Annotated in this window: 28 protein-coding genes; 11 read left to right on the forward strand and 17 right to left on the reverse strand. The window is 63.9% G+C overall.

The genetic code is table 11. The features are described 5' to 3' along the window. Positions 1–22: 22 nt before the first annotated feature. Both AWB79_RS31360 and AWB79_RS40220 read right to left on the reverse strand, forming a co-directional pair. Entirely contained in the window at positions 23–544 is a 522-nt protein-coding gene (locus AWB79_RS31360) for an acyl-CoA thioesterase (protein ID WP_061171333.1), read from the reverse strand. A gap of 51 nt (positions 545–595) precedes the next feature. Then, on the reverse strand, positions 596–739 hold the full coding sequence (locus AWB79_RS40220) for a hypothetical protein (RefSeq protein ID WP_198399135.1): 144 nt from the start codon (positions 737–739) through the stop codon (positions 596–598). Positions 740–885: 146 nt separating this feature from the next. Between AWB79_RS40220 and AWB79_RS31365 the strand changes: the two genes are divergently transcribed. Beyond that, positions 886–1,635, forward strand: a complete 750-nt coding sequence (locus tag AWB79_RS31365) for an ArsR/SmtB family transcription factor (protein WP_061171334.1) — start codon at positions 886–888, stop codon at positions 1,633–1,635. A 60-nt stretch (positions 1,636–1,695) separates the two neighbouring features. Here AWB79_RS31365 and AWB79_RS31370 read toward each other — a convergent pair whose 3' ends face one another. Then, a complete protein-coding gene (locus tag AWB79_RS31370; protein ID WP_157695890.1) occupies positions 1,696–2,370 on the reverse strand; it encodes a hypothetical protein in 675 nt (224 codons plus the stop codon). On the opposite strand from AWB79_RS31370, the gene AWB79_RS31375 reads away from it, so the two are divergent. Next, on the forward strand, positions 2,342–4,579 hold the full coding sequence (locus tag AWB79_RS31375) for a DUF6600 domain-containing protein (RefSeq protein ID WP_061171336.1): 2,238 nt from the start codon (positions 2,342–2,344) through the stop codon (positions 4,577–4,579). The genes AWB79_RS31370 and AWB79_RS31375 overlap by 29 nt on opposite strands. Before the next feature lie 83 nt (positions 4,580–4,662). Here AWB79_RS31375 and AWB79_RS31380 read toward each other — a convergent pair whose 3' ends face one another. Together AWB79_RS31380 and AWB79_RS31385 are read right to left on the reverse strand one after the other, a co-directional pair. Next, complete coding sequence (locus AWB79_RS31380) at positions 4,663–5,634, reverse strand: thymidylate synthase (RefSeq protein ID WP_061171337.1); 972 nt, start codon at positions 5,632–5,634, stop codon at positions 4,663–4,665. A gap of 154 nt (positions 5,635–5,788) precedes the next feature. Next, the gene (locus tag AWB79_RS31385; protein WP_061171338.1) at positions 5,789–7,168 is read right to left on the reverse strand and encodes a sigma-54 dependent transcriptional regulator; all 1,380 of its coding nucleotides are present in this window, start codon (positions 7,166–7,168) and stop codon (positions 5,789–5,791) included. Between the two features lie 710 nt (positions 7,169–7,878). Here AWB79_RS31385 and AWB79_RS31390 point away from each other — a divergent pair. Then, on the forward strand, positions 7,879–8,037 hold the full coding sequence (locus tag AWB79_RS31390; protein ID WP_232471080.1) for a hypothetical protein: 159 nt from the start codon (positions 7,879–7,881) through the stop codon (positions 8,035–8,037). A gap of 93 nt (positions 8,038–8,130) precedes the next feature. Continuing rightward, the gene (locus AWB79_RS31395; protein ID WP_061171339.1) at positions 8,131–8,628 is read left to right on the forward strand and encodes a dihydrofolate reductase; all 498 of its coding nucleotides are present in this window, start codon (positions 8,131–8,133) and stop codon (positions 8,626–8,628) included. Between the two features lie 48 nt (positions 8,629–8,676). Here AWB79_RS31395 and pmbA read toward each other — a convergent pair whose 3' ends face one another. Next, complete coding sequence (gene pmbA, locus AWB79_RS31400; protein WP_061171359.1) at positions 8,677–10,047, reverse strand: metalloprotease PmbA; 1,371 nt, start codon at positions 10,045–10,047, stop codon at positions 8,677–8,679. A 212-nt stretch (positions 10,048–10,259) separates the two neighbouring features. Here pmbA and yjgA point away from each other — a divergent pair, with 212 nt between their 5' ends. Continuing rightward, positions 10,260–10,877, forward strand: a complete 618-nt coding sequence (yjgA, locus tag AWB79_RS31405; RefSeq protein ID WP_061171340.1) for a ribosome biogenesis factor YjgA — start codon at positions 10,260–10,262, stop codon at positions 10,875–10,877. Further along, entirely contained in the window at positions 10,861–11,481 is a 621-nt protein-coding gene (gene mog, locus AWB79_RS31410) for a molybdopterin adenylyltransferase (RefSeq protein ID WP_061171341.1), read from the forward strand. Before yjgA ends, mog begins: the two co-directional genes overlap by 17 nt. Position 11,482: 1 nt before the next feature. On the opposite strand, the gene orn is transcribed toward mog, so the two are convergent. After that, positions 11,483–12,088 (reverse strand): oligoribonuclease, encoded by a 606-nt coding sequence (gene orn / locus AWB79_RS31415; protein WP_061171360.1) that lies wholly within the window; start codon positions 12,086–12,088, stop codon positions 11,483–11,485. 131 nt (positions 12,089–12,219) lie between these two features. Between orn and AWB79_RS31420 the strand changes: the two genes are divergently transcribed. Genes AWB79_RS31420 through AWB79_RS31430 form a run of 3 tightly spaced genes read left to right on the forward strand, consistent with a single transcriptional unit; the run spans position 12,220 to position 14,731 of the window. Further along, a complete protein-coding gene (locus AWB79_RS31420; RefSeq protein ID WP_061171342.1) occupies positions 12,220–13,488 on the forward strand; it encodes a M48 family metallopeptidase in 1,269 nt (422 codons plus the stop codon). After that, positions 13,485–14,411, forward strand: coding sequence for a ribosome small subunit-dependent GTPase A (gene rsgA, locus AWB79_RS31425; RefSeq protein ID WP_061171343.1), 927 nt, complete (start codon positions 13,485–13,487; stop codon positions 14,409–14,411). The genes AWB79_RS31420 and rsgA overlap by 4 nt, the downstream gene beginning before the upstream one ends. Beyond that, positions 14,408–14,731 carry a putative signal transducing protein gene (locus AWB79_RS31430; RefSeq protein WP_061171344.1) on the forward strand — a complete coding sequence of 108 codons (324 nt, stop codon included), beginning with the start codon at positions 14,408–14,410 and terminating at the stop codon, positions 14,729–14,731. The genes rsgA and AWB79_RS31430 overlap by 4 nt, the downstream gene beginning before the upstream one ends. A 6-nt stretch (positions 14,732–14,737) precedes the next feature. Here the strand turns inward: AWB79_RS31430 and AWB79_RS31435 are convergent, their stop codons facing one another. The 6 genes from AWB79_RS31435 to rpsP all read right to left on the reverse strand — a co-directional run bounded on the left by AWB79_RS31435 (position 14,738) and on the right by rpsP (position 18,954). Further along, the gene (locus AWB79_RS31435; protein ID WP_061171345.1) at positions 14,738–15,676 is read right to left on the reverse strand and encodes a CobD/CbiB family protein; all 939 of its coding nucleotides are present in this window, start codon (positions 15,674–15,676) and stop codon (positions 14,738–14,740) included. A gap of 120 nt (positions 15,677–15,796) precedes the next feature. Further along, a complete protein-coding gene (locus tag AWB79_RS31440) occupies positions 15,797–16,456 on the reverse strand; it encodes a CoA pyrophosphatase (RefSeq protein ID WP_061171346.1) in 660 nt (219 codons plus the stop codon). A gap of 143 nt (positions 16,457–16,599) precedes the next feature. Beyond that, positions 16,600–16,989, reverse strand: a complete 390-nt coding sequence (gene rplS, locus AWB79_RS31445) for a 50S ribosomal protein L19 (RefSeq protein ID WP_061120495.1) — start codon at positions 16,987–16,989, stop codon at positions 16,600–16,602. A gap of 125 nt (positions 16,990–17,114) precedes the next feature. After that, positions 17,115–17,885: a tRNA (guanosine(37)-N1)-methyltransferase TrmD gene (gene trmD / locus AWB79_RS31450; protein ID WP_061171347.1), complete on the reverse strand. Its 771-nt coding sequence runs from the start codon at positions 17,883–17,885 to the stop codon at positions 17,115–17,117. Between the two features lie 25 nt (positions 17,886–17,910). After that, entirely contained in the window at positions 17,911–18,654 is a 744-nt protein-coding gene (rimM, locus tag AWB79_RS31455) for a ribosome maturation factor RimM (RefSeq protein ID WP_061171348.1), read from the reverse strand. Between the two features lie 54 nt (positions 18,655–18,708). After that, complete coding sequence (rpsP, locus tag AWB79_RS31460; protein ID WP_049655256.1) at positions 18,709–18,954, reverse strand: 30S ribosomal protein S16; 246 nt, start codon at positions 18,952–18,954, stop codon at positions 18,709–18,711. 259 nt (positions 18,955–19,213) lie between these two features. Here rpsP and AWB79_RS31465 point away from each other — a divergent pair, with 259 nt between their 5' ends. Beyond that, entirely contained in the window at positions 19,214–19,717 is a 504-nt protein-coding gene (locus AWB79_RS31465; protein ID WP_061171349.1) for a TM2 domain-containing protein, read from the forward strand. Between the two features lie 4 nt (positions 19,718–19,721). On the opposite strand, the gene AWB79_RS31470 is transcribed toward AWB79_RS31465, so the two are convergent. Beyond that, on the reverse strand, positions 19,722–20,858 hold the full coding sequence (locus AWB79_RS31470; protein ID WP_061171350.1) for a PA0069 family radical SAM protein: 1,137 nt from the start codon (positions 20,856–20,858) through the stop codon (positions 19,722–19,724). A gap of 67 nt (positions 20,859–20,925) precedes the next feature. After that, positions 20,926–21,414 (reverse strand): Lrp/AsnC ligand binding domain-containing protein, encoded by a 489-nt coding sequence (locus tag AWB79_RS31475; protein ID WP_061171361.1) that lies wholly within the window; start codon positions 21,412–21,414, stop codon positions 20,926–20,928. A gap of 153 nt (positions 21,415–21,567) precedes the next feature. Here AWB79_RS31475 and AWB79_RS31480 point away from each other — a divergent pair, with 153 nt between their 5' ends. Further along, on the forward strand, positions 21,568–22,860 hold the full coding sequence (locus AWB79_RS31480; protein WP_061171351.1) for a D-amino acid dehydrogenase: 1,293 nt from the start codon (positions 21,568–21,570) through the stop codon (positions 22,858–22,860). Between the two features lie 79 nt (positions 22,861–22,939). On the opposite strand, the gene AWB79_RS31485 is transcribed toward AWB79_RS31480, so the two are convergent. Continuing rightward, positions 22,940–24,730, reverse strand: coding sequence for an acyl-CoA dehydrogenase (locus AWB79_RS31485; RefSeq protein ID WP_061171352.1), 1,791 nt, complete (start codon positions 24,728–24,730; stop codon positions 22,940–22,942). Between the two features lie 109 nt (positions 24,731–24,839). Continuing rightward, positions 24,840–25,040, reverse strand: a 201-nt coding sequence (locus tag AWB79_RS31490; protein ID WP_198399136.1) for an electron transfer flavoprotein subunit alpha/FixB family protein, incomplete at its 5' end; no start/stop codon positions are given.

The following is a 25,040-nucleotide window of genomic DNA, read 5'->3' on the forward strand; positions in this document are numbered from 1 at the left end:
TTCGCCAGAACAGGCGGCGGGCTCAAACCTTCCCCGCCGCCACCTCCTCCGGCTTCAGCTCGACGATCGCGTCGAGCGCGTCCTTCACGTCCATCGCGTACCTGGCGAGGCGCTTTTCCTCTTCCGTTTCGGGCACGAACGACGGCACGGGCGTCGGCTGGCCCTTTTCATCAACGGCGACGAACACCATCAAACAATCGGTCGTCTGCTGCAGCTCGCCGACTTTCGGATCGCCCGCATGCACGGAAATGTGGATATGCATGCTGGTGCGCCCCGTCGTGACCACGCGCGCGCGCAACTCCACCAGATTGCCGACCAGAATCGGCCGCCGGAAGCGGATATTGCCGACGCTCACCGTCACCGCGTAGCGTCCGGACCACATCGCGGCGCAGGCGTAGGCGGTTTCGTCGATCCATTTCATCAGCGCGCCGCCATGCACCTTGCCGCCGAAATTGACCGAGGTCGGCTCGGCAAGAAAACGGAACGTGGTTTCGGCGCGGCTCTTGGGAACCGCGGGAATGGGAGATGAGGTCGGCGTATTCATGAGATGCCCGTCTGGTGCGCGAATGAATGCCGATTATAGGGTCGGCAATATTCAATCGTGGACGGAGATGCCCTGATCGATGGTGCCGTACATCGTGATGCTGCCGCCTCCGCCCGCCGACGACGACGGCGCGCCCGCGCAGCCCGCGACGAGCATCAGCGCGCCCAGCACGCTCGCGAGAATGACTCTGGACATGGGAATCCCCCTTGCTGCTTCAAAGTGCCAGCGGCCATTCTAGCGCCGCGCTTCATGCATCGACATTTCGGCGCGTGGTGAAACGTCGGTTGCAAAGTCGCGCTAGAGTGGACGAATCGATTACTTCGCCTGCAACGGACCTCGCCATGAACCCCGCTCTCGACGACCTCGATTCTCGCGCGCGCCATTTTCCCGGACTTTCGCGCATCGGCGCGCTGATCGCCGACCCGGGCCGCGCCGCGATGCTCTGGTCGCTGATGGACGGCACCGCGCGCCCCGCGGGCGAACTGACGATGATCGCGGGGCTGTCGCCGTCGGCGGCGAGCGGTCATCTCGCGCGCCTGACCGATGGCGGACTGCTCGCGCTCGAGGTCAGCGGGCGGCATCGTTACTACCGCATCGCGACGCCGGACATCGCCGCGGCCATCGAAGCGCTCGCCAATCTCGCGCGCGCCAGCGCGCCGCAACGCGAGCCCGAGCGCCCGCCTTCCGCCGTACCGGTCGAGATGCGCTACGCGCGCACCTGCTACGACCATCTGGCGGGCGAACTGGCCGTGCAGCTCTTCGACGGCATGATCGCCCGCAACTGGCTCGCCGCCGATGACGGCCATGCACCGGCGCACGGCCCGACCGCGCTCGACGCGACGCCCGAAGGCGCGGCGGCTTTCGCCGAACTCGGCATCGACCTGACAGCGCAGCGGGCGCGACGGCGACGCTTCGCGTGCACATGCATCGACTGGAGCGAGCGGCGGCCGCATCTGGGCGGCGCGCTCGGCGCCGCGTTTCTCGAAGCCTGCGAGTCGCGCGGCTGGATCGAGCCCACGGCGAAGCGCCGCGTGCTGCGCGTGACGCCGGCGGGCCACCGGCATTTCGACGCCTTCCTGGCCGATCGGTGAGGGGTGCGGTTACGGCGGGTATAACGGAATCGTCAATCCAACAGCCGACGATGTTCGAGCCTACATTGCGTGGTTATTGCAGCTCACCTCCGGGGTATCCCAGACTTTCTGCAAATAACTCGGCAACGAGCCCCATGATCTATGGGGAATGACGTTGTACTTGGTCTGCATATATCGGCAGATTTTGTGATTGCAGTCGGAGTCGTCCCAGACCCGTTGAACGTCGTCGGTAGCGCGGCCCCAACTGCGATAGGGTGTTATTGAGTAGCGTTCCATCAGATAGCCGCAGACTTCCGAGTCGACCGCGTATGCGCTGGTCGCACCTAAGGACAGCAACAGCGCACCGGCCGCCATGGAAGCTGACAACAGGGTGCGCAGAGGGAATCGAGCGCTTTTCTTCAACATGGAAAATCCAGACTTCTCGTGATATGTAGCGGCTGCGAACAAAATCGCGACCACTGAATTCGGCGGCACATGCCGCCGGCACTTCATCATAAGAGATGCCAGATAACCGAACCGGGGTATTGTTTTATCGAAGGTAATCTTGTGTCGCACTTCAACCGTTTCCTGCCGGACCGATAAAGCCGCGTGATAAAGCTTTGTTACGCGCACCTGCGCGCGGTTACAAACGGCATCGTACGGATACAAGCGCCGGCGATACATTGATCCGAAGGCTGCGCGGACTGCGCGACCATCGGAGACCAGAATGAAAATCAGGACTATCGCCGCCGCCACGCTGTGCGCATGCGCGCTGCTTTCGACATCGGGGCTCACCGCGTTCGCGCAGACGACGCCCGTCGCGGCCGAGCAGGCCAGCGCGGGCGATCCGCCCGGGCGCATCGCCCGCCTGAACTACATGGCGGGCACCGTCACGACGGAACCGGCAGGCGCGCCCGACTGGTCCTACGCGCAGATCAACCGGCCGCTCACCACGGGCGACCAGCTCTGGAATGACGAAAACGCACGCTCCGAACTGCATATCGGCTCGACGGCGGTGCGGCTGGGTTCATCGACCGCCCTTTCCGTCCTCACGCTCGACGACACCACCGCACAACTGAAAGTCGCGCAAGGCACGCTGTCGACGCGCGTGCGCGAACTGCCGCCCGGCGCGCGCTACGAAATCGACACGCCCAACGCGGCGCTCGCGCTCACGACGCCGGGCGACGTGCGGGTGGACGTCACGCCCGATGGACGCGCGACGACGGTGACGGTGCGCAACGGCGGCGTCACGGTCTATGGCGACGGCGGCGCGGTGCAACTCGCCGGCGGCCAGCAGGCCACGTTCGAGGGCACGAGTCTGCAGCAGACGGCGGCGAACGCCGCGCCCGCGCCCGACGCCTTCGACCAATGGGCCGCGAGCCGCGACGCAGCCGAGGATCGCTCGATTTCGGCGCGCTACGTGTCGCGCGATATCCCGGGTTACCAGGATCTCGACGCCAACGGCACGTGGCGCAACGACCCGTCGTATGGCGCGGTCTGGGTGCCGAATTCGGTGTCGGCCGACTGGGCGCCGTATCGCCAGGGCCACTGGGCTTGGCAGGACCCGTGGGGCTGGACCTGGATCGACGACGCGCCGTGGGGCTTCGCGCCGTATCACTACGGCCGCTGGGCTTATGTCGGATCGCAATGGGCCTGGGTGCCCGGTCCGATGGCCGCGAGTGCGCCGCCCGCGTATTCGCCGGCGCTGGTCGCGTTCGTCGGCGACGGCGGCAGCGGGGTCGACTGGAACGTCGCGCTGACGGTCGGCGGCATCGCGGCGGCGGGCGTCGCGTGGTTTCCGCTCGGACCCGGCGAAGCCTGGCATCCGCAGCGCGAGGGATGGAGCCCGCGCTACTACGAACGCGTCAATCGCAATGTCTATGTCGACCGTTCGACGCACATCAACACGACGTACATCAACTATCGCGCGCCTCGCGGGCTGACCGCCGCGCCCGCCAACGCGTTCGTGCGTGGCCAGCCGGTCGGGCATCAGCCTTATTCGGTCGATCCGTCGCACTGGCGCAATCCGCGCTTCTTCGCGGGAGCGCCGGGCATCGCGCCGACGCGGGACAGCCTCGCGCCGGGGGCGCGCCGCGCGGATTATCGGCCGCCGCAGGGTGGCTTCGAGCGTGCGGTCGTCGCGACGCGTGCGCCGGTCGCCCCGCCGGCGTTTCACGACCGCTTCGCGCAGCCTGATCGCAACGAGCGCGGGGCGGGCAATGAGCAGGTGCATCTGGTGGCGACGCACGGGCCGGCCCGCAGCGTGATCTCGGGGCCGCCGCCTCAGTCGGGCGCACCGCAGCGGCCGGGCTTCGCCGCCGCGCCGGGCGGTTCGCAATCCGTGCAGCCGATGCAGCAGCACGGCAATGGCGTGCCACGGCCGCCGCAGATGGCGCAATTCGGCGGCGATCCGCACGCCTGGCACGGCGACGCATCGCATGAACATGCCGCGCCGAACGAGGCGCGCATGCCATCGCAGGCATTCCAGCCGGGCCGGCCTGCGCAGCAAGCTCAGGCGCCGACGGCGCAGCATCCGCATCAGCCGCCGATGGCGACGCAGCCGCAACCCGACCACGCCCCGCGCGCGGAACACGGCGCACCGAACAACATGTCGACGCAACCTGCGTTCGCGCAACACGCGCCGCCGCAGCAACATCAGGCGCAACCCGATGTGTATCGACAGGCACGCGTGGAGCAACCTCGCGCACCAATGCCCGCGCCGCAATCGCAACCTCAACCGCGACCGCAACCCCATCACGAGATGCCTCAGCCACACCCGCAGCAGGAAGCGCAGCGGCCGCAATATCACCCCGAGCCGCCGCGCCAGCCGATGCATCAGGAAACTCGCCAGGCGCCGCCGCCGATGCAGCATCAGGAACCGCCGCATCAGCAGCCACAACCGCAGCAGGCTCAGCAGCCGCAGTCGCACGGCGGCGGCGGCAACAACGAGCATCATCGCGGTTGAGTCGACAAGCGATCCGCACGCGGTAAACGCAAAACGCGCGGCCGAAGCCGCGCGTTTTCACGTGTAAAGCTGCGCGCCCGCGCTCAGATAGCCATCGGCGCCGTCAGGGCTTCGTGGTGCTTGTACCCTTCGAGGGCGAAATCCTTCGGCTCGACCTTCTCCAGCCATTCCGGCTCGTAGCGCTTCGTCACCGCGTAATCCGGCACGCGATCCGAGATGATCAGCTGCGGCGACGGCAGCGGCTCGCGCTTGAGCTGCTCGTGCAGCATGTCGAGCTGATTCTCGTAGATGTGCGCATCGCCGATGAAGTACGTGAACCAGCGTGGCTTGTAGCCCGTCAGCCGGCCGACGAGATGCAGCAGCGCCGCGCCTTCGGCCAGATTGAACGGCGTGCCGAGCCCGACATCGTTGCTGCGGATGTAGAGACACAGCGAAATCTCGCGCGTCGTCACGTTCGGGATGAACTGATAAAGCAAATGACACGCGGGCAGCGCAATTTCGTCGAGCTTGGCCGGATTCCACGCGTGGAACAGAATGCGCCGGTCGGTGGGACGCTCGATGATCGTGTCGAGACACTGACGCAACTGGTCGATCGCCTTGTACAGCAACACCTGCTCACGTCCATTTTCGACGAAGCTCGTCACGACCTGATAGCCGTGGTCGTTCGCATCGGCGATCTGGTCGCCCGAGCAGGCGTCGATCAGCTTGTACGCGGGCCATTTGCGCCATTGCACGCCGTAGACATCGCCGAGATCGTCCGGACCTTGCCGGTACGGGTTTTCGAGCCACTGCGGGTTCTCGTTCGCGTTCGCGTCCCAGACCTTGCAGCCGAGCGCGCGGAAGTCCGCCGCGCTCTTCGACGCGCGCAGGAAACCCACCATCTCGCCGATCGCCGACTTGAACGCGAGCTTCTTGGTCGTCACGGCGGGGAAGCCTTGCTGCAAATCGAAACGCAGCATCGCGCCGGGAATGCTGATCGTGCGGATGCCCGTGCGGTTTTCCTGCCACGTGCCGGTATCGAGGATCGTCTGGACGAGCTCGAGATACTGTTTCATTCGATGTTCCTTGGGGGTATGCCGCGCGCCTTCGCGAACGGAAGACGTAAAGAAGTAATTTTACCAAGTGCCCGGTACCCGCGCTCTATTGCACGAGCATGAAAAAAACGGGCGCTATCGAGCGCCCGTCCGGTGGATTCCGAGGACTTCGCCGTCAGCCACGCGTCGCGTGCTCCGACGGCGCATCGACCTCGATGTGACGCATGCCGTGCGCCGACAGCAGCCGATACAGCGTCACGCGCGAAATGCCGAGTTCGTGCGCCGCATCGCCCAGCCGTCCGCGATGGCGCAACAGCGCGAGTTCGATCGCCTGCCGCTCGGCCGCCTCGCGCGCCTGCGCGAGCGACACCGGCGCCACTTCGACGTACTCGCCGAGTTCGAGATCGCGCGCCGTGATCTGACGCCCTTCAGACATGACAATCGCGCGCCGCACGCGGTTGATGAGCTCTCGCACGTTGCCCGGCCAGCCATAGTTGTGAATCGCCGCGATCGCGTCCGGCGAGAAACCGCGCAGACGGCGGCTCGCGTCCTTCTTGAAGCGATCGAGCATGTGCTTGGCCAGCAGCTCGATGTCCTTGCCGCGCGCGCGCAGCGGCGGCTCGTCGATCTGCAGCACGCACAGACGGTGATACAGATCGGCGCGAAAACGCCCTTCGATCATCGCGGTCTGCATGTCGACGTGGGTTGCCGAAATGATGCGCACGTCCACCGGCGTCGAGCCGTGACCGCCCAGACGCTCGACCTTCCGCTCCTGCAGGAAGCGCAACAGGCTCGCCTGGCTCTCCAGCGGCAGGTCGCCGATTTCGTCGAGGAACAGCGTGCCGCCGTTGGCCGCTTCCACACGGCCGATCTTGCGCTGATTCGCACCCGTAAATGCGCCGCGCTCGTAGCCGAAGAGCTCCGATTGCAGCAGATGCGCGGGAATCGCGCCGCAGTTGATCGCGACGAACGGCTGATCGCGGCGCGCCGAGCGCTCGTGGATCGCGACCGCGGTGAGTTCCTTGCCGGTGCCCGATTCGCCCGAAATGAACACGGGCGCGTCGGTCATCGCGACCTTGCGGATGGAGCGGAACAGCGCGAGCATCGCGTCGCAGGAACCGACCATCTCGCCTTCGGCGCGGCCTTCGCTGCGCGCGTCGTTCGACGCCGCGTCGTGCAGCGCGACCATGCCGTACGCATGCCCGACGGAATCAACGATGCGGTCGTTCGACGTCGGCAGCGTCACGTAATCGAAACAATAGTCGCGAATGAGCCGCCGCACGGCGGCGTCTTCCAGTTGTCCAGCCACGGTGGCCGCGACCCAGCCCACGTTGGTCATCGTCAGCGACGATTCGAACGCCGCCAGTTCATGCGATTCGAAATGACTCGACAAATCCAGCAGCCCGCCCGTTGCCACGTCGCTGCGCAAAGCCTTGCGCGTGTCGCGCGCGCTCGCGACGATTTCGATATGCCACCCGCGCTCCTCGAATCGCGCGCACAGCGTCTCGCTTGGATCGCGAGTCACATAGATGAGTTGCCGCCGAGCGACGTCCATTATTCAGATCCTTGGTTCAACGTTCGTTGAAAAGGTCACGTAGTTCAGGCTCGCGCTACATCGCAGACTTCGTTGCCCTCGCTCGTTTGCCGCCGCATTCTTCAGTGCGCTCGACAGAGGGACTTGCAATTCGATACGTTGCCCCCGGGACACGGCGCGTTACACCTTGCACCCTTCCACGAAACCCTTTATGTCTGATTCTGTGCTGTTTTTGAGAGACTACTATAACCCAGAAACCCCGGAAACAAATATCGTCGCCAGCGCCAGATAAGCCACAAATCCCTGATGGGACGGGCCTGGCAAGAATTTCTCACGGGTTTATTAAAAACTTTGCGCACAATTTAATAAGACAAAATCTTATACCGCTTTCGCAAGAAGTTCATGTTTTTCTGCTCCCCTGTATCAGGGATGAAACGTTTTCCCTCACTTCGCACCGATGACTTTCCGCTCGATTTTCGCCGACCCTTGCCCCGTAAGAGATCCGGACGGATGGCACGTAATTCGCTAACTTTGACTGGTGCCGGAAGGTAAGAAATACCGTCAATAGAACGTGCGTTCGTATTTCATCCTTAATTCACACAATTCATAATCGTTCATACCGGCCGGACGATTACTTTATTTCCGGATGTTTCAACGCCGGGAATAGTTACTTGGATATTGTCGTCAAGATGGCTCTCGATAGTTCATTAAGGCGCGGGGAAACGTCAGAGGTGCAACAACGCGGCGAGGACGCGGATGAATTCATCTGGACACGTCCGCCGACGAACCGGGGAACGGGTTCCGGGGTCACCGTGACGCTATGGGACGAAGTCGCGCCCGCCAGGCCGCTCACGCTGCCTACGCTCACCGACGACCCGTCGGAGGAGTGAGGCGCCGCGCGCTCGGCCGGGCCGGAGGTGTCGGTTAGAATCGAGGCCCCTGCGGGCGCTCGCCTGGCGCCCGCTCGCATCGACCCTTTCCACATGACGACGCTCACCCTGATCGTCGCCCGCGCGCGCAATGGCGTGATCGGACGCGATAACCAACTGCCCTGGCGCCTGCCCGAGGACCTCGCCTTCTTCAAGCGGACAACGATGGGCGCGCCCATCATCATGGGCCGCAAGACGCACGAATCGATCGGCCGGCCGCTGCCGGGACGACGCAATATCGTCGTGTCGCGCGACGGCGCGCGGCGTTACGAGGGCTGCGACGTCGTCACGAGCCTCGAAGCGGCGCTCGCGCTGGAGCCGGCCGGGGAAGCGTTTCTGATCGGTGGCGCGCAGTTGTATCAGGACGCCATCGCGTGTGCGGACAAGATGATCGTCACTGAAATCGACGCCGACTTCGACGGCGACACGCGCTTTCCCGCCCCCAATCCCGAGTTGTGGCGCGAAGTGTCGCGCGAGACGCATCGGGCGGCGGCGCCGAACGAATTCCAGTTCGCGTTCGTGACCTACGAGCGCATCGCCGCCGCGGAATGAAAAAGGCCCCGGACGCTGCCGGGGCCTTCGACTTTCAACCGGTCCGGGTTACTGTCCCGCGACCGTCATCCGCTCGATCAGCACCGAGCCGATTTCCTTCGTGCCGCGCACGACGGTATCGGCGCCGATCGCCTCGATATGGCGGAACATCTCCTGCAGCGTGCTCGCCACGGTGATTTCCTCCACCGCGTGCACGATCTTGCCGTTCTCGACCCAAAAGCCCGACGCACCGCGCGAATAGTCGCCCGTCACGTAATTCACGCCCTGCCCCATCAGTTCGGTGAGGAGCAGGCCGGTGTCGAGCTTCTTCAGCATGGCTTCGAAGTCGTCCCCGGGCTTCGTGTGCGAGCTCTTCATCGTCAGATTGTGCGAGCCGCCCGCGTTGCCGGTCGTCTTCATGCCGAGCTTGCGCGCCGAATACGTCGACAGGAAATAGCCCTGCACGACGCCGTCCTCGACCACGTTGCGCCGCTGCGTGCGCACGCCTTCCTCGTCGAACGGCGCGCTGCCCATGCCGCCCTTCACGTGCGGGTCCTCGACGATCTGGACATGCGGCGCGAACACCGGCTTGCCAAGACTGTCGACGAGGAACGTGGTCTTGCGATACAGCGCGCCGCCGCTCACCGCCTGCACGAACGCGCCGAGAATGCCCGCCGCGAGCGGCGCCTCGAACAGCACGCGGCACTTGCGGGTGTCCAGGCTCTTCGCGCCGAGACGCGCCAGGGCGCGTTCGGCGGCGTACCGGCCGACCGCCTCGGGCGCAGCGAGACTGACCGCGTCGCGCTTCGAGGTGTACCAGTCGTCGCGCTGCATGTCGCGCCCCGCCGCCGCGATCGGCGCGCACGCGATGTAGTGGCGCGAGTACGGATAGCCCGCCATGAAACCGCGCGAGGTGGCCAGCACGAACTGCGAATGCTGCGCGGAGACACTCGCGCCTTCCGAGTTGGTGACGCGCTTGTCGACGGCGAACGCGGCCGCCTCGGCGCGGCGTGCGATCTCGGCGGCTTCTTCAGCGTCGATGTCCCAGGGGTGATAGAGATCGAGGTCCTGCGGCGCCTTTTCCAGCAGGTCTTCTTCGGCGAGACCAGCCGCACTGTCTTCGGCCGTGAAGCGCGCGATGTTGTACGCCGCCGCGACCGTGTCGCGCAGCGCGTCGCGCGTGAAGTCGGCGGTGCTCGCGTTGCCGCGCTTCTTGCCGATGAACACGGTCACGCCGACCATCTTGTCGCGATTATGCTCGATGGTCTCGACTTCGCCGCGCCGCACGCTCACCGACAGGCCATCGCCTTCGGAGATCTCGGTGGCGGCATCGCTCGCGCCGAGTTCCTTCGCGTAGCGCAGGATGTCGGAGGCGATCTCCTTCAGCTCGTCCTGCGTATGCGGGAAGTAGCGTTGCTTGACGTCCATGTCTGCTGCCATTTGTGGTTGCCTTTGGAGGTCGGGCGTGGTGCGCCCGCGCATGTCGTGGTTGCTTCGGAATTTCCCGTGCGCCGCGTGCGTGAGCGCGCCCGACAGCGGGATCAACATATCACGCGATCATAGCAAGGACCGCGTGCATTCACCCGCCAAGCTTTGTCGCAGCGTTGGACTCGAGGGCCGGTTCCGGCGCGCCTGCAAGCTACAATGTCGGGATGAACCGTAAAACCCGCATTCAACCGATCGATGCCCACCGCGACGACGCGCGCGAGGCCGACGATCATGGCTACGACCGGCCAAGCAAATCCCAGCTGAAGCGCGAAATGCACGCGCTGCAGGAACTGGGCGAAGCGCTCATCGCGCTGCCGAAAGACGCGCTCAAACGCATGCCGATGCCCGAGGATCTGGGCGACGCCGTGCGCGAGGCGCGCCGCATCACCGATCACGAGGGCAAGCGCCGTCAGCTGCAATACGTCGGCAAGCTCATGCGCTCGCTGCGCGAGGAGGAAGTGGCGGCCCTGCGCACGGCGCTCGACACGCATCGCGGTGTGAACAAGAGCGAAACGGCGCGCCTGCACTGGATCGAGCGCACGCGCGAACAATTGCTCGCCAGCGACGCCGCGCTCACCGAATTCATCCGCGAACATCCGGGCGTCGATCCGCAGGAAGGCCGCACGCTGATCCGCAACGCGCGCAAGGAACGCGAGCAGCAGAAGCCGCCGCGTTATTACCGCGAGCTGTTCCAGTGGATCAAGAACGCTGCCGGCGTGACCGACGAAGACGAAGACATCGAAGAATCCGACGAGGACGCGCGCGATGACGACGAAGCGTAATCATCCGGACGAACTGATCGTCGGGCTCGTGTCGATCAGCGACCGCGCCTCGCAAGGCGTCTACGAAGACAAAGGCTTGCCGTCGCTGCAGGAGTGGCTCGGCGGCGCGCTCACGACGCCGTTCCGGGCCGAGACGCGCCTGATCCAGGACGACGCCGCGACCATATCGGCGACGCTCATCGAACTAGTCGACACAGAGGGCTGCGATCTCGTGCTGACGACGGGCGGCACCGGCCCCGCGCGCCGCGACGTGACGCCCGAGGCGACGCTCGCCGTCGCCACCAAGCCGATGCCTGGTTTCGGCGAGCAGATGCGCCAGATCAGCCTGAATTTCGTGCCGACGGCCATTCTTTCGCGGCAGGTCGCGGTGATCCGTGAAACGCACGATCACGCCGCGCTGATCATCAACCTGCCGGGACAGCCGAAGTCGATCAAGGAAACGCTGGAAGGTCTGAAAGACACCGATGGCAAACAGAAAGTGCCGGGCATTTTCGCGGCAGTGCCGTATTGCATCGACCTGATCGGCGGGCCGTATATCGAAACGCGGCCTGAAGTGGTGACCGCGTTCCGTCCGAAAAGCGCGATACGCGCCCCGAAAGCGTAAGTCAGGCCGCCGGCGCCGACGGAATCAGGAAGTGCTCGCGGTAATACTTGAGCTCGTCGATCGACTCGTGGATGTCGGCGAGCGCGGTGTGCATCGCGCGCTTCTGGAAGCCCTTGTAGATCGCCGGCTGCCAGCGGCGGCACAGTTCCTTCAACGTGCTGACATCCAGATTGCGGTAATGGAAGAACGTTTCCAGCTCGGGCATCCAGCGCGCCATGAAGCGACGGTCCTGGCAGATCGAATTACCGCACATCGGCGATTTGCCGGGCGGAACGTAAGTCCCAAGAAAATCGCGAATCTGGCGGGTGGCTTCGGCTTCATCGACCGTCGAAGCCTTCACGCGCTCGATCAGGCCCGAGCGCCCGTGCGTGTTGCGATTCCACTCATCCATGCGGCCGAGCGTTTCGTCCGTCTGATGAATCGCCAGAACCGGCCCTTCCACCATCTTGTCGAGCGTCGAATTCGTCACGACCACGGCGATTTCGATGATCTTGTCGTTGTCCGGATCGAGCCCGGTCATCTCCATGTCGAGCCACACGAGATTCATGTCGCTGCGCACGAGCGTGGGTTCTTCCTGAGGGTTCGGGGCGACGGAGAGTTCGGTCATGAAGAGCGGCCTGAAAATGAGCAAACCATGCCCGCACATTATCGATTCCTTTGCAGGATGTCGAACTCAACTCTGCGCGCCGGCACGGCCTAGAACCTATAATTCTCGCATAGTTCAATCGGAATTCCCGGATGGCCAACCTCACTCTCGCCTTCTCGACGATCTTCGTCGTTGCCCTGGTCGCGATGGTCTCGACCAAGCTCTGGCTCGCCTCGCGCCAGATCCGCTACGTCGCCGCGCATCGCAACGGCGTGCCGGCGCAATTCTCCGACACGATTCCGCTCGCCGCTCATCAGCGCGCGGCGGATTACACCGTCGAGCGCACGCGCCTCACGATGATCGAAGTCGTGACCAGCGCCGTCGTGCTGGTGGCGCTGACCCTGCTCGGCGGCGTCCAGGCGCTCGATCTCGCGATCTCCGACTGGCTCGGGCGCGGCTATCTCGGGCAGATCGCGCTCGTGGCATCGGTGATCGCGATCACGAGCGTCATCGACCTGCCGTTCGATTACATCCGCCATTTCGTGATCGAGGAGAAGTTCGGCTTCAATCGCATGTCGAAGAAGCTGTTTTTCGTCGATCTCGTGAAGGGCACGGTGCTCGGCGTGGTGATCGGCGCGCCGCTCCTGCTGCTCACGCTGTGGCTCATGGACCGCGCCGGCGCCTACTGGTGGCTCTGGACGTGGATGGTCTGGGTCGCCTTTCAGCTCCTCGCAATGATCATCTATCCGACCTTCATCGCGCCGCTCTTCAACAAGTTCGAGCCGCTGAAGGACGAGGCCCTCGTCGCGCGCATCACGAACCTGATGTCGCGCACCGGCTTCGCCGCCAAGGGCCTGTTCGTCATGGATGGCAGCCGCCGCTCGGCGCACGGCAACGCGTATTTCACGGGCTTCGGCGCGACCAAGCGCATCGTGTTCTTCGACACCCTGCTCGCGCGTCTGTCCGGCAGCGAGATCGAGGCGGTGCTCGCGCATGAGCTCGGCCACTTCAAGCGCCGCCACGTGCTCAAGCTGATGATCGTCATGTTCGGCATCAGCCTCGCGATGCTCGCGCTGCTCGGCTGGCTCGTGCAGACCACGTGGTTCTACGAAGGTCTCGGCGTGCGACCGTCGCTAGTCGGCAGCAACAACGGGCTCGCGCTCGTGCTGTTCATGCTCGTGCTGCCGGTGTTCATGTTCTTCATCACGCCGCTCGGCAGCCTGACCTCGCGCAAGAACGAGTTCGAAGCCGATGCCTTCGCCGCCAGCCAGACCGATCCGAAAGATCTCGTCAACGCGCTCGTGAAGCTCTACGAAGACAACGCGTCGACGCTCACACCCGACCCGATCTACACCGCGTTCTACTACTCCCATCCGCCCGCATCGCAACGCATCGACCGCCTGATGCAGCACGCCGCATGACGCGCGGCCACAGACCCGCAAAGGCGGGCGCGCGTCTCGAAGGCACGGTGATCGCGGCGCACGGCCGCCACTATCTCGTCACGCCCGAAGACGGGGGCGCGATGCTCCAGTGCTTCCCGCGCGGCAAGAAAAGCGATGTCGCCGTCGGCGATCGCGTGATCTACGAGCAATCGTCGGCGGATCAGGGCGTGATCGTCCAGATCGGCGAGCGGCGCAATCTGTTGTACCGCTCGGATCAGTTCAAGTCGAAGCTCTTTGCCGCCAATCTCGATCAGTTGCTGATCGTGCTCGCGACCGAACCGCATTTCAGCGAGGATCTGCTCGGCCGCGCGCTGATCGCGGCGGAGGCGCACGGGCTGGAGTCGCTCATCGTGCTGAACAAGATCGACGTGGAAGGCGCGCTGCCCTTGGCGCGCGAGCGGCTCGCGCCGTATCGCGAGCTGGGCTGCACGGTGATCGAACTGTCCGCGAAAATGGCGCCTGGCGACGTTCATCCGCAACTCGACGCGCGCCTGAGAGATCGCGCGACGATCCTGCTCGGCCAGTCCGGCATGGGCAAATCGACGCTCGTGAATCTGCTGGTGCCCGATGCGGACGCGGCCACGCGCGAGATTTCATCGGCGTTGAACAGCGGGCGGCACACGACCACGTTTACACGTCTCTACGATTTACCCGCGGGCGGTTCGCTGATCGATTCACCGGGCTTTCAGGAGTTCGGCCTGCATCATCTGTCCGAAGGTCAGCTCGAACGCGCCTTCGCCGATTTCCGGCCCTACCTCGGACATTGCCGCTTCTACAACTGCCATCACCTGCATGAGCCGGGCTGCGCGGTGCTCGAAGCGGTCGAGGCCGGCAAGATCCGCTCGGAGCGGCACGCGCTCTACGCGCAACTCGTGCACGAAGCCAGCCAGATCGTTCGATGAAACGCCTCACGCGCGCCCCCAATCTCATCACGGCGCAGCACTGGGTCAACGTGCTGGCGACCGCGGGCGTGCCGTGCCAGTTGCACAACCGTTATCTGAATGGCGCGATGGGAGAGATTCCGGCGGATCAGTGCGCGCCGGAAATCTGGATCGTCGATGACCGCGACGAGGTGCTGGCCCTGCGCCTGATCGAGCGCGCGAGACTCGGGCCGGACGCGAACGCCCGGCCCTGGCGATGCAAGCAATGCGGTGAATGGCTGGAGGCGCAGTTCACCGTCTGCTGGAATTGTCAGACTCCGCGCGATCCTTTGGACGACTGAGCCGGTCTACGCCAGCCACACGGCGATGGTTAGCATCAACAGCAGCAGCATCCACAGAATGACCGCGCGCCACACGAGGCCGACCGCCGATTGCAGCGTGCGCGGCGTGCAGTCGTCGCCGACCGGCAACGGGCTCGCATCGCCGACGGCAAGCGCTTCGACCGACAGCGGCTCGGCGAGCGGACCCGCGAGACGCGCACCCAGCGCACCGCTGCCCGCCGCGAGCAGGACGCCTTCGTTCGCATCCGGCCACTGGCGCGCGTGATTGCGCCACGCGTAGATCGCGTCCTCGAAATTGCCGACGATCGCGAAGCCCAGCGCAGTCAGACGCGCCGGCACCCAGTCGATGATGAAGAACGCGCGCTGCGCGAACGACGAGAACTCCGCGGTGCGCTCCGGATCCGGCTTCGACCAAGCGCGCGCCAGGTATTCCGCGATGCGGTAAAGCACCGCGCCCGCCGGACCGATCGGAATCAGGAACCAGAAGAACACGCCGAATACGTGCCGGTGCGACGCCACCACCGCGTGAACCAGCGTATGCCGGACGATTTCGCTCACCGGCATGTCGACCGTGTCGATGCCAGTCCATTCGGTGAGCACTTCGCGGGCGCGCGGGACGTCGTCGTTGTTGAGCGCGAGATGGATGTCGGTGAAGTAGTGGCTGAACTGACGGAAGCCGAGCGTGAAGTACACGATCACCACGTTCCACAGGAACGCCAGCACAAAGTTGATCTGGTACAGCACGTAATAGACGAGCCCGACCACAAGCGTCCACGGCAAAACCACCACTAGCCACGCGACGATGCCGTGCTTCTCCTTGCCGGCATCGAAGCCATGCGCGGTGGATTGCGCATGATATTGGAGCAACGCCGAAATCGGATTGTGCGGCGACAACGCGCGCACCTGCTCAATGACGAGAGCCAGCAATACGGAGAAAAAAGTCATGCGAAGCGCCGAAACAGTCGGATTAGTTCGAGTTTCGCGTAACGATAGCACAGCGCTGAACGCGTTCAACGCGCGAAGTAACCGCGCGTGCTGCCGTTCGCCTGCAGGCTTCGTGCGCGCTCACGCGCGGGCCGCGAGGAAGCGGTAGAAATTGCGCAACATGCCGGCCGTTGCGCCCCAGATGAAATACGGCGCCTTCCCTTCCCCCGGCAAATAGGGCATCGCAAAAAAACGACGCTCGCCCCCTTCCCAGCGAAAGACGCGCACTTCATGGTTGGCTGGATTCATCAGCCAGTCGAGCGGCACCTCGAAAATATCGGCGACTTCGCACGTGTCGGCTTTCAGCGAAAACGGAGGATGGACGAGCGCGACCACCGGCGTCACCTTGAAGCCGGTGCCCGTCAGATACTCGGGCATCGCGCCGATGACCTCGCAATGCTCCGCGCCCAGGCCCACTTCTTCTTGCGCTTCGCGTAGCGCCGTGGCGGCCGCGTCGGCGTCTTCGGGCTCGCGACGTCCGCCGGGAAAGCTGATCTGCCCCGCGTGATCCGACAGATGATCGGCCCGCTGCGTCAGCAGAACGGTCAAGCCGCCTTCGCGCACGACGAGCGCCACGAGCACGGATGCGACGCGCGGATCGCCGCCGATCGCCTTGATGCGCTGCTCGCGCTCTTCCTGTGTCCATTCGAGCTCCAGCCTGAAGCGCGCGCGCAAGCCTTCCGGCGTGAAGCGCTCGGGCGGAACCGGCGGAAGAGTCTCACCCGTCGAGAGGACGGGCATCGTTTCGGGTTCGAGGATGCGAGGAGTCGAAGTCTTGCCAGTGGACACGATCGGGATGCGGGCTGTCGAAGCCTCAATTTGACCACACCAAAGAAAAAAGCACCCGCGAGGGGTGCTTTTTCCGTACTGCCCGTTCAGTGGACTTATTCTGCCGAAGCAGCCGTCTTGTCCTTGAACACCAGCTTTTCCTTGATACGAGCCGACTTGCCCGAACGCTCGCGCAGGTAGTAGAGCTTCGCGCGGCGGACATCGCCACGGCGCTTCACCACGATGCTCGCGAGCAGCGGCGAGTACGTCTGGAACGTACGCTCGACGCCTTCGCCCGACGAAATCTTGCGGACGATGAAGTTCGAGTTCAGACCACGGTTGCGCTTCGCGATGACGACGCCTTCGTAAGCCTGGACACGCTTACGCGTGCCTTCGACCACGTTCACGTTGACGACGACGGTATCGCCCGGTGCGAAATCGGGGATGCTCTTCTCGCCCAGAACGCGTGCAATCTCTTCCTTCTCGAGTTGCTCAATCAGATTCATTACTGACTCCTTGTGCCATCTTGCCGGAGTTGTGTGCCCTGGATGAAGGCCCCGGTAGAGGATGGGTTTGCTTCGGGCGCCGATATGACTCGACGCCCCCATTTTCCCGCTCGTCCGCTCTCGGTCTATTCAGACCTCGACGCTTCCTTCGCGAGTTCTGCGAGCCACGCCTCGTCGGCACGGCTCAACATCTTGCTCTTGCGCGCCCGCTCGATCAGATCGGGCCGCTTGTTGAACGTGTTGCGCAATGCTTCGCGCCGGCGCCACGCATCGATTTCCTTGTGATGGCCGCCGAGCAGCACATCGGGCACGCGCACGCCTTCGTATTCTTCCGGCCGCGTGTAGTGCGGACAATCGAGCAATACGTCGACGAAACTGTCCTGCGCCGCCGATTGCGCGTCGTTCAGCACGCCGGGCAACTGGCGCACCACCGCGTCCATCAGCGCCATGGCGGGAAGTTCTCCGCCGGACAGCACGAAGTCGCCGAGGCTCACTTCTTCGTCCACTTCGCGGTCGATCAGCCGCTGGTCGATCGCTTCATAACGGCCGCACAGCAGCACGAGACCGGGCTCCTGTGCGAACCGCATCACGCGGTCGTGGTCCAGCTTCGCGCCTTGCGGCGACATCATCACCACACGCGTCGATTCGATGCCCTGTTCGCGCTGCGCAGCCTTCGCCGCGTGAATCGCGTCTTCGAGCGGGCGCGCCAGCATGACCATGCCGGGGCCGCCGCCGTACGGACGATCGTCCACGGTGCGGTAGTTGTTGGTGGTGAAATCGCGGGGATTCCACGTCCGCAAACCGAACCGCTCCTGCGATACCGCCCGGCTGGTGATGCCCCAGTCGGTCAGCGCGCGGAACATCTCGGGAAAGAGCGTCACGACATCGAACTGCATCGCTCTCTCCGTAAGGTGCTGAGGTTCAATAGTCGGCGTCCCAGTCGACGACGATACGCTTCGCCGCACGGTCCACCGTCTTTACGTACACGCCGACGAACGGAATCAGGCGTTCGCCGGTGGCGGCCTTGCCATCCTTGTTGGTGTCCGGATACTCGATCCGCAGGATGGAATGCGCGCCGTTGTCGATCAGGTCGGCGACGCGGCCCAGCGCCACGCCCGCTTCGTTCTCGACATCCAGGCCGATCAGATCGACCCAGTAGAATTCGTCTTCGCTGTCGAGCTTCGGGAAATCGCTGCGCGCGATATGCACCGTATAGCCCTTCAGCGCTTCGGACGCATTGCGATCGACGCAACCGCCGAGACGCGCGACGATGGTGTCCGCGTGCACTTTCGACTGCATGCAGCGCGCGAACTTGCGTTCGCGGCCTTTCGTCAGCCACCAGCGTCTGGCCGTCAGCAGCGCGTCGCCGCCCTGCTTGGCGTTCGCATGCGGCACGATCTTGACCCAGCCTTTGAGACCATATCCGTCGGCGATATAACCGACTTCGACGGCGTCTTCAGGCAAAGCCTCGACCGGCTCAATGACGTCTTCCTGCTTTTGACTGTCTTGCGCGCTCGAAATGTCGACCGCCACGCGGCGCGCCCCCGACTTGCGGACGAACGCGCCAAACGTGGCGGAACCTTCATCTTGCCCCGGCTTCGGCCGGCCGAAGCTGGACGCGACGGACTCCGCCTTGCGGCCGGATTCGGAATCGCGAGTGGACATCGGCAAGCCCTTGGGCAGATTTCGAGCGGTTGTTACAGCTTCGGCGAAGCGAGCTTAAGCAGCCGGCTGGGCTTGCTTGACCAGGCGCTCGACGGTCGGCGACAGTTGCGCGCCAACGCCTTGCCAGTACGTCAGGCGGTCCTGAGCGATACGCAGCGATTCGCCCTTCGTGGCGACCGGGTTGTAGAAACCTACGCGCTCGATAAAGCGGCCGTCACGGCGGCTACGCGAATCGGTTGCGACGATGTTGTAGAACGGGCGCTTCTTCGAGCCGCCACGAGCCAAGCGGATGATGACCATGCTGAAATCCTTGAAAACCGGGGGTTCGGAACAACGAGAACAGGCGATTATAGCTGGATTCTGAAGGTCTAACAAACACTTAACGCATTTTTTGCCCGCGACGTGGTCCCATGTGTGAATTCGACGCATTCTCCAGATACCGGAAATCACAGCGATGCGGCAACGTGACATCAGCGGCACGCACCCGCGACGGCGTAAAATGTGAGTCCGGCGGCAGTTCGACGCCGCGCCCGCACTCACCTCAAACCCGCTCTCGCTGATGACTTCCTCGTCCGTCGCCACGCAATCCGGCTCGAAGCCGGCCGGCAAGCAGCATCCTGCCTACTTCCGCTCGAAGACGCTCACCGCGGCGCTAGCGTTCCTGTTCGGCTACATCGGGCTGCATCGCTTCTATCTGTATGGCATGCGCGACAAATGGGGCTGGGCGCATATCGTCGGCATCATTCTCGGCGCGTTCGGGTATCTGCTGCTGGCGGAAAGCGAGCGCACGTCGCTGCTCGGCTGGGCGCTGGCTTTTCCGGGCGCGATTTCGCTGCTCGCGGCCTTTCTCTCGGCGCTCGTCTACGGTCTGCGCCCTGACGCCAAATGGGACGCGCAGTTCAACGCCCACACCGGACGCGAAAGCCGTTCGGGATGGACCGTCATCTTCGTCGTGATCTTTTCGTTGCTGATCGGCGCGTTCCTGCTGATGACCGGCCTCGCGCTCACCTTCCAGACTTATTTCGAAAGTCAGGTCCAGGCAGCGAAGACGCTGTCGCAATAAAACATCAGAACAGATCGAGCTGCGGGTTCGCGCGCGGCTCGACTTTCTTCTCCGGCCGCTGAAACTCGGACATATCGAGAATGCCGCGCTGCCGCGCGTTCAGGCCGAGGCGCTTCGTCGCTTTCTGGAAACGCTGCTTGAGCATGTCGGCCCACAGGCCCTCGCCTTTCATGCGCGTCGCGAAATCCGAGTCATAGTCCTTGCCGCCGCGCATGTCGCGCACGCGGCTCATCACGCGATCCGCGCGATCGGGGAAATGCGCCGCCAGCCAGTCCTTGAAAAGCGGCGCGACTTCCCACGGCAGACGCAGCACGATGTAGCTCGCGCTTGTCGCGCCAGCCTCCGCGCATGCTTCCAGCACCCGTTCCATATCCGGCTCTGTCACGAACGGAATGACCGGCGCGATGCTCACGCCCACCGGAATGCCCGCCTCGGCGAGCGTGCGAATCGTGCGCAGGCGCCGCGACGGCGTCGCCGCACGCGGTTCGAGCGTACGCGCGATATCGGCGTCGAGCGTCGTCACGGTGATCGCCGCCATCGCCTGGCCGCGCGCGGCCATCGGCGCGAGCAGGTCGATATCGCGTTCTATCAGCGAATTCTTGGTGATCGCCGCGAACGGATGCCCGCAGTCGTGCAGCACCTGAATCACGCGTCGCGTGATTTGCAGATCGCGCTCGACGGGCTGATAAGCGTCCGTGTTCACGCCGAGCGCGATCGGTTCGGGCTCGTAATTCGGCTTCGCCAGTTCGCGTTCGAGCAGTTCGGGCGCGTTGATTTTCGCGTAGATACGGCTTTCGAAGTCCAGCCCCGGAGAGAGGCCGAGATAGCTATGCGTCGGCCGCGCGAAGCAGTAGATGCAGCCGTGCTCGCAACCGCGATACGGATTCAGCGACACCGAAAACGGAATGTCCGGCGAGCTGTTGCGCGTGAGGATGGTTTTCGCGCGTTCCTCGAAAATCTGCGTGCGCAGCGGCGGTGCGCCTTCGGTGTCTGGATCGGCGGGATCGGCGCTGTGCTGCCAGCCGTCGTCCACGCGTTCGCGCGCGTCCTTTTCATAGCGCCCCTGAAGGTTCGTGACTGCGCCGCGCCCCTTCAGCGGAGCGGGCGGCGCGACGGGATATTCACGATCGGGCAATGACATTGCGACAAAATCCAACAGTTGATACTGTATAAATATACAGTAGTCATGCGTCATCGCAAGTGAAGAATCACGTCTCGACGAAGATCCTGAGCGTCTCCTTGATTTCCTCCATCACGACATAGCTCTTCGACTGCACCGCGCCGGGCAATTGCAAAAGAATGTCTCCGAGCAGTTTGCGATAGTCCGCCATCTCCCCGATCCGCGCCTTGATCAGATAGTCGAAGTCGCCTGACACGAGATGGCATTCGAGCACCTCCGGAATCTTCTGCACTTCGCGGCGAAACTGCTCGAACATGTTGCCGCTCTTGTGATCCAGGGTGATCTCGACGAACACAAGCAGCGCCGCGCCCAGTTCCGTGGGGTTGACGCGCGCGTAGTAGCCGGTGATGACGCCATCCCGCTCCATGCGCTTCACCCGTTCGATGCACGGCGTCACCGACAATCCCACCCGCTCCGCCAGGTCCTTCATCGCGATGCGGCCATCCTCCTGAAGAATGTTCAGGATCTTGTGATCGAGCTTGTCGAGCGTACGTACCGGATTTCGCTGAGTTCGCATTTGTTTTTCCTGAAAATCCACCAAATACAATAACTAAAACTGCCTCGAAGTCCATACCATAGTCGATAACACTATACGAGCTTCAGTTTGCCGCGTCGATCGACTTAAGGCGCACGAGCAGACGGAGGTTCATCGGATCTGGATGGAGATCACATGCGAATCGTTATTCTCGGAAGCGGCGTCGTCGGCGTGACAAGCGCGTATTACCTTGCTCGCGCGGGCCACGAAGTCACGGTCATCGACCGCGAAGCCGGCCCCGCCCTCGAAACGAGTTTCGCCAATGCCGGACAGATCTCCCCGGGTTACGCATCGCCGTGGGCCGCGCCGGGCGTGCCGCTCAAGGCCGTGAAATGGATGTTCGAGAAGCACGCGCCGCTCGCCATCCGCCTCGACGGCACGATGAACCAGCTGCAGTGGATGTGGCAGATGCTGCGCAACTGCACGCAGGATCGCTACACCGTCAACAAGGGCCGCATGGTGCGCCTGGCCGAATACAGCCGTGACTGCCTGCAGGCGCTGCGCGCCGACACCGGCATTCACTATGAAGGCCGCACCGGCGGCACGCTGCAACTGTTCCGCACGCAACAGCAATTCGATGGCGCCGGCAAGGACATCGCCGTCCTGAAGGACGCGAACGTGCCGTTCGAACTGCTCACCGCCGACGAACTCAAGAAGGCCGAGCCCGCGCTCGCCGCCGTGTCGCACAAACTGACGGGCGGCCTGCGCCTGCCGAACGACGAAACCGGCGACTGCCAGATGTTCACCACGCGTTTGGCCGCCATGGCGGAAGCGCTTGGCGTCAAGTTCCGCTACAACACGTCGATCGACGCGCTCGCGGTTGCCAACGGCCGTATCGCGGGCGTGAAGTGCGGCGACGAGATGGTGACGGCGGATTCGTATGTTGTCGCGCTCGGCTCGTACTCGCCGAAGCTGCTCGGCGATCTCGTGAAGATCCCGGTTTATCCGCTGAAGGGCTATTCGATCACCGCGCCAATCGTCGATGCGAAGCGCGCGCCTGTTTCGACCGTGCTCGACGAAACGTACAAGATCGCGATCACGCGTTTCGACGACCGTATCCGCGTGGGCGGCATGGCGGAGATCGTCGGTTACGACAAGAAGCTGAAGAACGCGCGTCGCGAAACGCTCGAAATGTGCGTCAACGACCTGTTTCCGGGCGGCGGCGACACCGCGGGCGCCACGTTCTGGACCGGCCTGCGCCCGATGACGCCGGACGGCACGCCGATCGTCGGCCGCACGCCGGTGCCGAATCTGTTCCTGAACACGGGCCACGGCACGCTCGGCTGGACCATGTCGTGCGGCTCGGGCCAGTTGCTCGCCGATCTGATGTCGGGAAAGCAGCCGGCCATCCGCGCGGACGATCTCTCGGTGCATCGCTACTTCGGCGATGTCGGCGTGAATCGTCGTCCGGGATACGCGAACGCGTGATCGTCCGATAGCTCAAGCGAAAACGGCGCCTTCGATCGAAGGCGCCGTTTTCGTCTCGCAGTCGCTTGCGGCAAGCAAATCAGAACTGATCTTCGCTCAACGCGAGCACGCCTTCCTTGCCGCTCGCGCTGACGATCGACGCCTCGATCCCCGGCGCATGCGACAGAATGTGTTCCGCGTAGAACTCGGCCGTCGCGATCTTCGCCGTGTGAAAGCGCGCGTCTTCGTTGAGCTTGGCATGCGAGACGAGCATCGCGCGCGCCATTTGCCAGCCGCACAGCACCGTGCCCGCGAGCCGCAGATAAGGCACGCTGCCCGCGAACACCGCGTTCGGATCGCTCTTGAACTTCGCGACGATGAATTCGATCGAGCGCGCGAGCGAAAGGCTCGCCGCGCTCAAATGCCGATGCATCGACATGAAGGGCTTGCCGTCCACTTCGGCGAGCGCCGCGATGGTCTGGTCGATCTGCGCGAGCAGCGCCTGCGCCGTCGCGCCGCCATCGCGCACCGTCTTGCGGCCGACGAGGTCATTGGCCTGGATCGCCGTCGTGCCTTCGTAGATCGGCAGAATGCGCGCATCGCGATAATGCTGCGCCGCGCCGGTTTCCTCGATGAAGCCCATGCCGCCATGCACCTGCACGCCGATACTCGCGACATCGACCGACATCTCCGTGCTGAAGCCCTTCACGATCGGCACGAGATATTCGTAGATGGCCTGATGGCTCGTTCTCGCGTCCTCGTCCGGATGCGCGTGCGCGAGATCGCTGTGCGACGCCGCGACATACGCGAGCGCGCGGGCGCCTTCGGTATAGGCGCGCATCGTCGCGAGCATGCGGCGCACGTCCGGATGATGAATGATCGTCACCGGCTCTTTCGCGCTGCCATCGACCGGACGGCTCTGCACGCGCTCCTTCGCATACGCGACTGCCTGCTGGTATGCGCGCTCGGCGATCGCCACGCCCTGCATGCCCACGGCGAAACGCGCCGCGTTCATCATGATGAACATGTACTCGAGACCGCGATTCGCCTCGCCGATCAGATAGCCGGTCGCGCCGCCGTGATCGCCGAACTGGAGCACGGCCGTCGGGCTCGCCTTGATGCCGAGCTTGTGCTCGATGGACACGCAATGCACGTCGTTGCGCGCGCAGGGCGTGCCATCGTCGTTGACGAGGAACTTCGGCACGAGGAACAGAGAGATGCCTTTCACGCCTTCGGGCGCATCGGCCAGGCGCGCGAGCACCAGATGCACGATGTTTTGCGCCATGTCGTGTTCGCCGTAGGTGATGAAGATTTTCGTGCCGAAGATCTTGTACGTGCCGTCGCCCTGCGGCTCCGCGCGCGTGCGCACGAGCGCGAGATCGGAACCGGCCTGCGGCTCGGTGAGGTTCATCGTGCCGGTCCATTCGCCCGAGATGAACTTCGGCAGATAGCGCGCTTTCTGCTCTTCGCTGCCCGCGGTGAGCAACGCTTCGATGGCGCCATCGGTGAGCAGCGGGCACAACGCGAACGAGAGATTCGCCGAGTTGAGCGCTTCGATGCATGGCGTCGCGATGAGCTTGGGCAAGCCTTGTCCGCCGAAGTCCGTCGGATGCACGACGCCTTGCCACCCGCCTTCGGCGAATTGACGGAACGCGTCCTTGAAGCCGGGCGTCGTCGTGACTTCGCCGTTCGCCCAGGTGCTCGGATTGCGGTCTCCGGCGACATTCAGCGGCGCGATGACCTCGCCACAAAAGCGCGCCGCTTCCTCGACGACGGCTTGCGCGGTGTCGAAGCCCGCGTCTTCGTGACCGGGCAGCGCGGCGATGCTGTCGATATCGGCCAGCTCCTTCACCACGAACAGCATGTCCTTGACCGGGGCGCTGTAGCTCATCGTCTTGTCTCCTCCTGATTCCGACAGATTCGGTACGAAAAAAAGGGCGCAACATCCGTCGCGCCCTTTCTTTTTATTTGCTGCGAGTGCGTGACTCGCACGGCGCGGTTTAGCCGAGCTCTTTGACCAACTCAGGCACGACCGAGAACAGATCGCCGACCAGACCATAATCCGCGACGCTGAAGATCGGCGCTTCCGGGTCCTTGTTGATCGCCACGATGACCTTCGAGTCTTTCATGCCCGCGAGATGCTGGATCGCGCCCGAGATGCCGACGGCCACGTACAGTTGCGGCGCGACGATCTTGCCGGT

The organism is Caballeronia hypogeia (assembly GCF_001544875.2).
GTDB classification, from domain to species: domain Bacteria; phylum Pseudomonadota; class Gammaproteobacteria; order Burkholderiales; family Burkholderiaceae; genus Caballeronia; species Caballeronia hypogeia.

Bases quoted from the DNA above. Each gene is read 5' to 3' on its own strand.
- AWB79_RS31380 (WP_061171337.1), bottom strand. From the start codon at position 5,634: ATGAAACAGTATCTCGAGCTCGTCCAGACGATCCTCGATACCGGCACG.
- trmD (WP_061171347.1), bottom strand. From the start codon at position 17,885: ATGCAGTTCGATGTCGTGACGCTCTTTCCCGAGATGTTCCGCGCGCTG.
- AWB79_RS31465 (WP_061171349.1), top strand. From the start codon at position 19,214: ATGACTTCCTCGTCCGTCGCCACGCAATCCGGCTCGAAGCCGGCCGGC.
- AWB79_RS31385 (WP_061171338.1), bottom strand. From the start codon at position 7,168: ATGGACGTCGCTCGGCGGCAACTCATCTATGTGACTCGCGATCCAAGC.
- AWB79_RS31430 (WP_061171344.1), top strand. From the start codon at position 14,408: ATGAAACGCCTCACGCGCGCCCCCAATCTCATCACGGCGCAGCACTGG.
- rplS (WP_061120495.1), bottom strand. From the start codon at position 16,989: ATGAATCTGATTGAGCAACTCGAGAAGGAAGAGATTGCACGCGTTCTG.
- AWB79_RS40220 (WP_198399135.1), bottom strand. From the start codon at position 739: ATGTCCAGAGTCATTCTCGCGAGCGTGCTGGGCGCGCTGATGCTCGTC.
- AWB79_RS31360 (WP_061171333.1), bottom strand. From the start codon at position 544: ATGAATACGCCGACCTCATCTCCCATTCCCGCGGTTCCCAAGAGCCGC.
- AWB79_RS31435 (WP_061171345.1), bottom strand. From the start codon at position 15,676: ATGACTTTTTTCTCCGTATTGCTGGCTCTCGTCATTGAGCAGGTGCGC.
- AWB79_RS31365 (WP_061171334.1), top strand. From the start codon at position 886: ATGAACCCCGCTCTCGACGACCTCGATTCTCGCGCGCGCCATTTTCCC.
- rsgA (WP_061171343.1), top strand. From the start codon at position 13,485: ATGACGCGCGGCCACAGACCCGCAAAGGCGGGCGCGCGTCTCGAAGGC.
- AWB79_RS31475 (WP_061171361.1), bottom strand. From the start codon at position 21,414: ATGCGAACTCAGCGAAATCCGGTACGTACGCTCGACAAGCTCGATCAC.
- AWB79_RS31480 (WP_061171351.1), top strand. From the start codon at position 21,568: ATGCGAATCGTTATTCTCGGAAGCGGCGTCGTCGGCGTGACAAGCGCG.
- AWB79_RS31470 (WP_061171350.1), bottom strand. From the start codon at position 20,858: ATGTCATTGCCCGATCGTGAATATCCCGTCGCGCCGCCCGCTCCGCTG.
- orn (WP_061171360.1), bottom strand. From the start codon at position 12,088: ATGACCGAACTCTCCGTCGCCCCGAACCCTCAGGAAGAACCCACGCTC.
- AWB79_RS31375 (WP_061171336.1), top strand. From the start codon at position 2,342: ATGAAAATCAGGACTATCGCCGCCGCCACGCTGTGCGCATGCGCGCTG.
- AWB79_RS31440 (WP_061171346.1), bottom strand. From the start codon at position 16,456: ATGCCCGTCCTCTCGACGGGTGAGACTCTTCCGCCGGTTCCGCCCGAG.
- AWB79_RS31485 (WP_061171352.1), bottom strand. From the start codon at position 24,730: ATGAGCTACAGCGCCCCGGTCAAGGACATGCTGTTCGTGGTGAAGGAG.
- AWB79_RS31420 (WP_061171342.1), top strand. From the start codon at position 12,220: ATGGCCAACCTCACTCTCGCCTTCTCGACGATCTTCGTCGTTGCCCTG.
- rpsP (WP_049655256.1), bottom strand. From the start codon at position 18,954: ATGGTCATCATCCGCTTGGCTCGTGGCGGCTCGAAGAAGCGCCCGTTC.
- yjgA (WP_061171340.1), top strand. From the start codon at position 10,260: ATGAACCGTAAAACCCGCATTCAACCGATCGATGCCCACCGCGACGAC.
- AWB79_RS31395 (WP_061171339.1), top strand. From the start codon at position 8,131: ATGACGACGCTCACCCTGATCGTCGCCCGCGCGCGCAATGGCGTGATC.
- pmbA (WP_061171359.1), bottom strand. From the start codon at position 10,047: ATGGCAGCAGACATGGACGTCAAGCAACGCTACTTCCCGCATACGCAG.
- mog (WP_061171341.1), top strand. From the start codon at position 10,861: ATGACGACGAAGCGTAATCATCCGGACGAACTGATCGTCGGGCTCGTG.
- rimM (WP_061171348.1), bottom strand. From the start codon at position 18,654: ATGTCCACTCGCGATTCCGAATCCGGCCGCAAGGCGGAGTCCGTCGCG.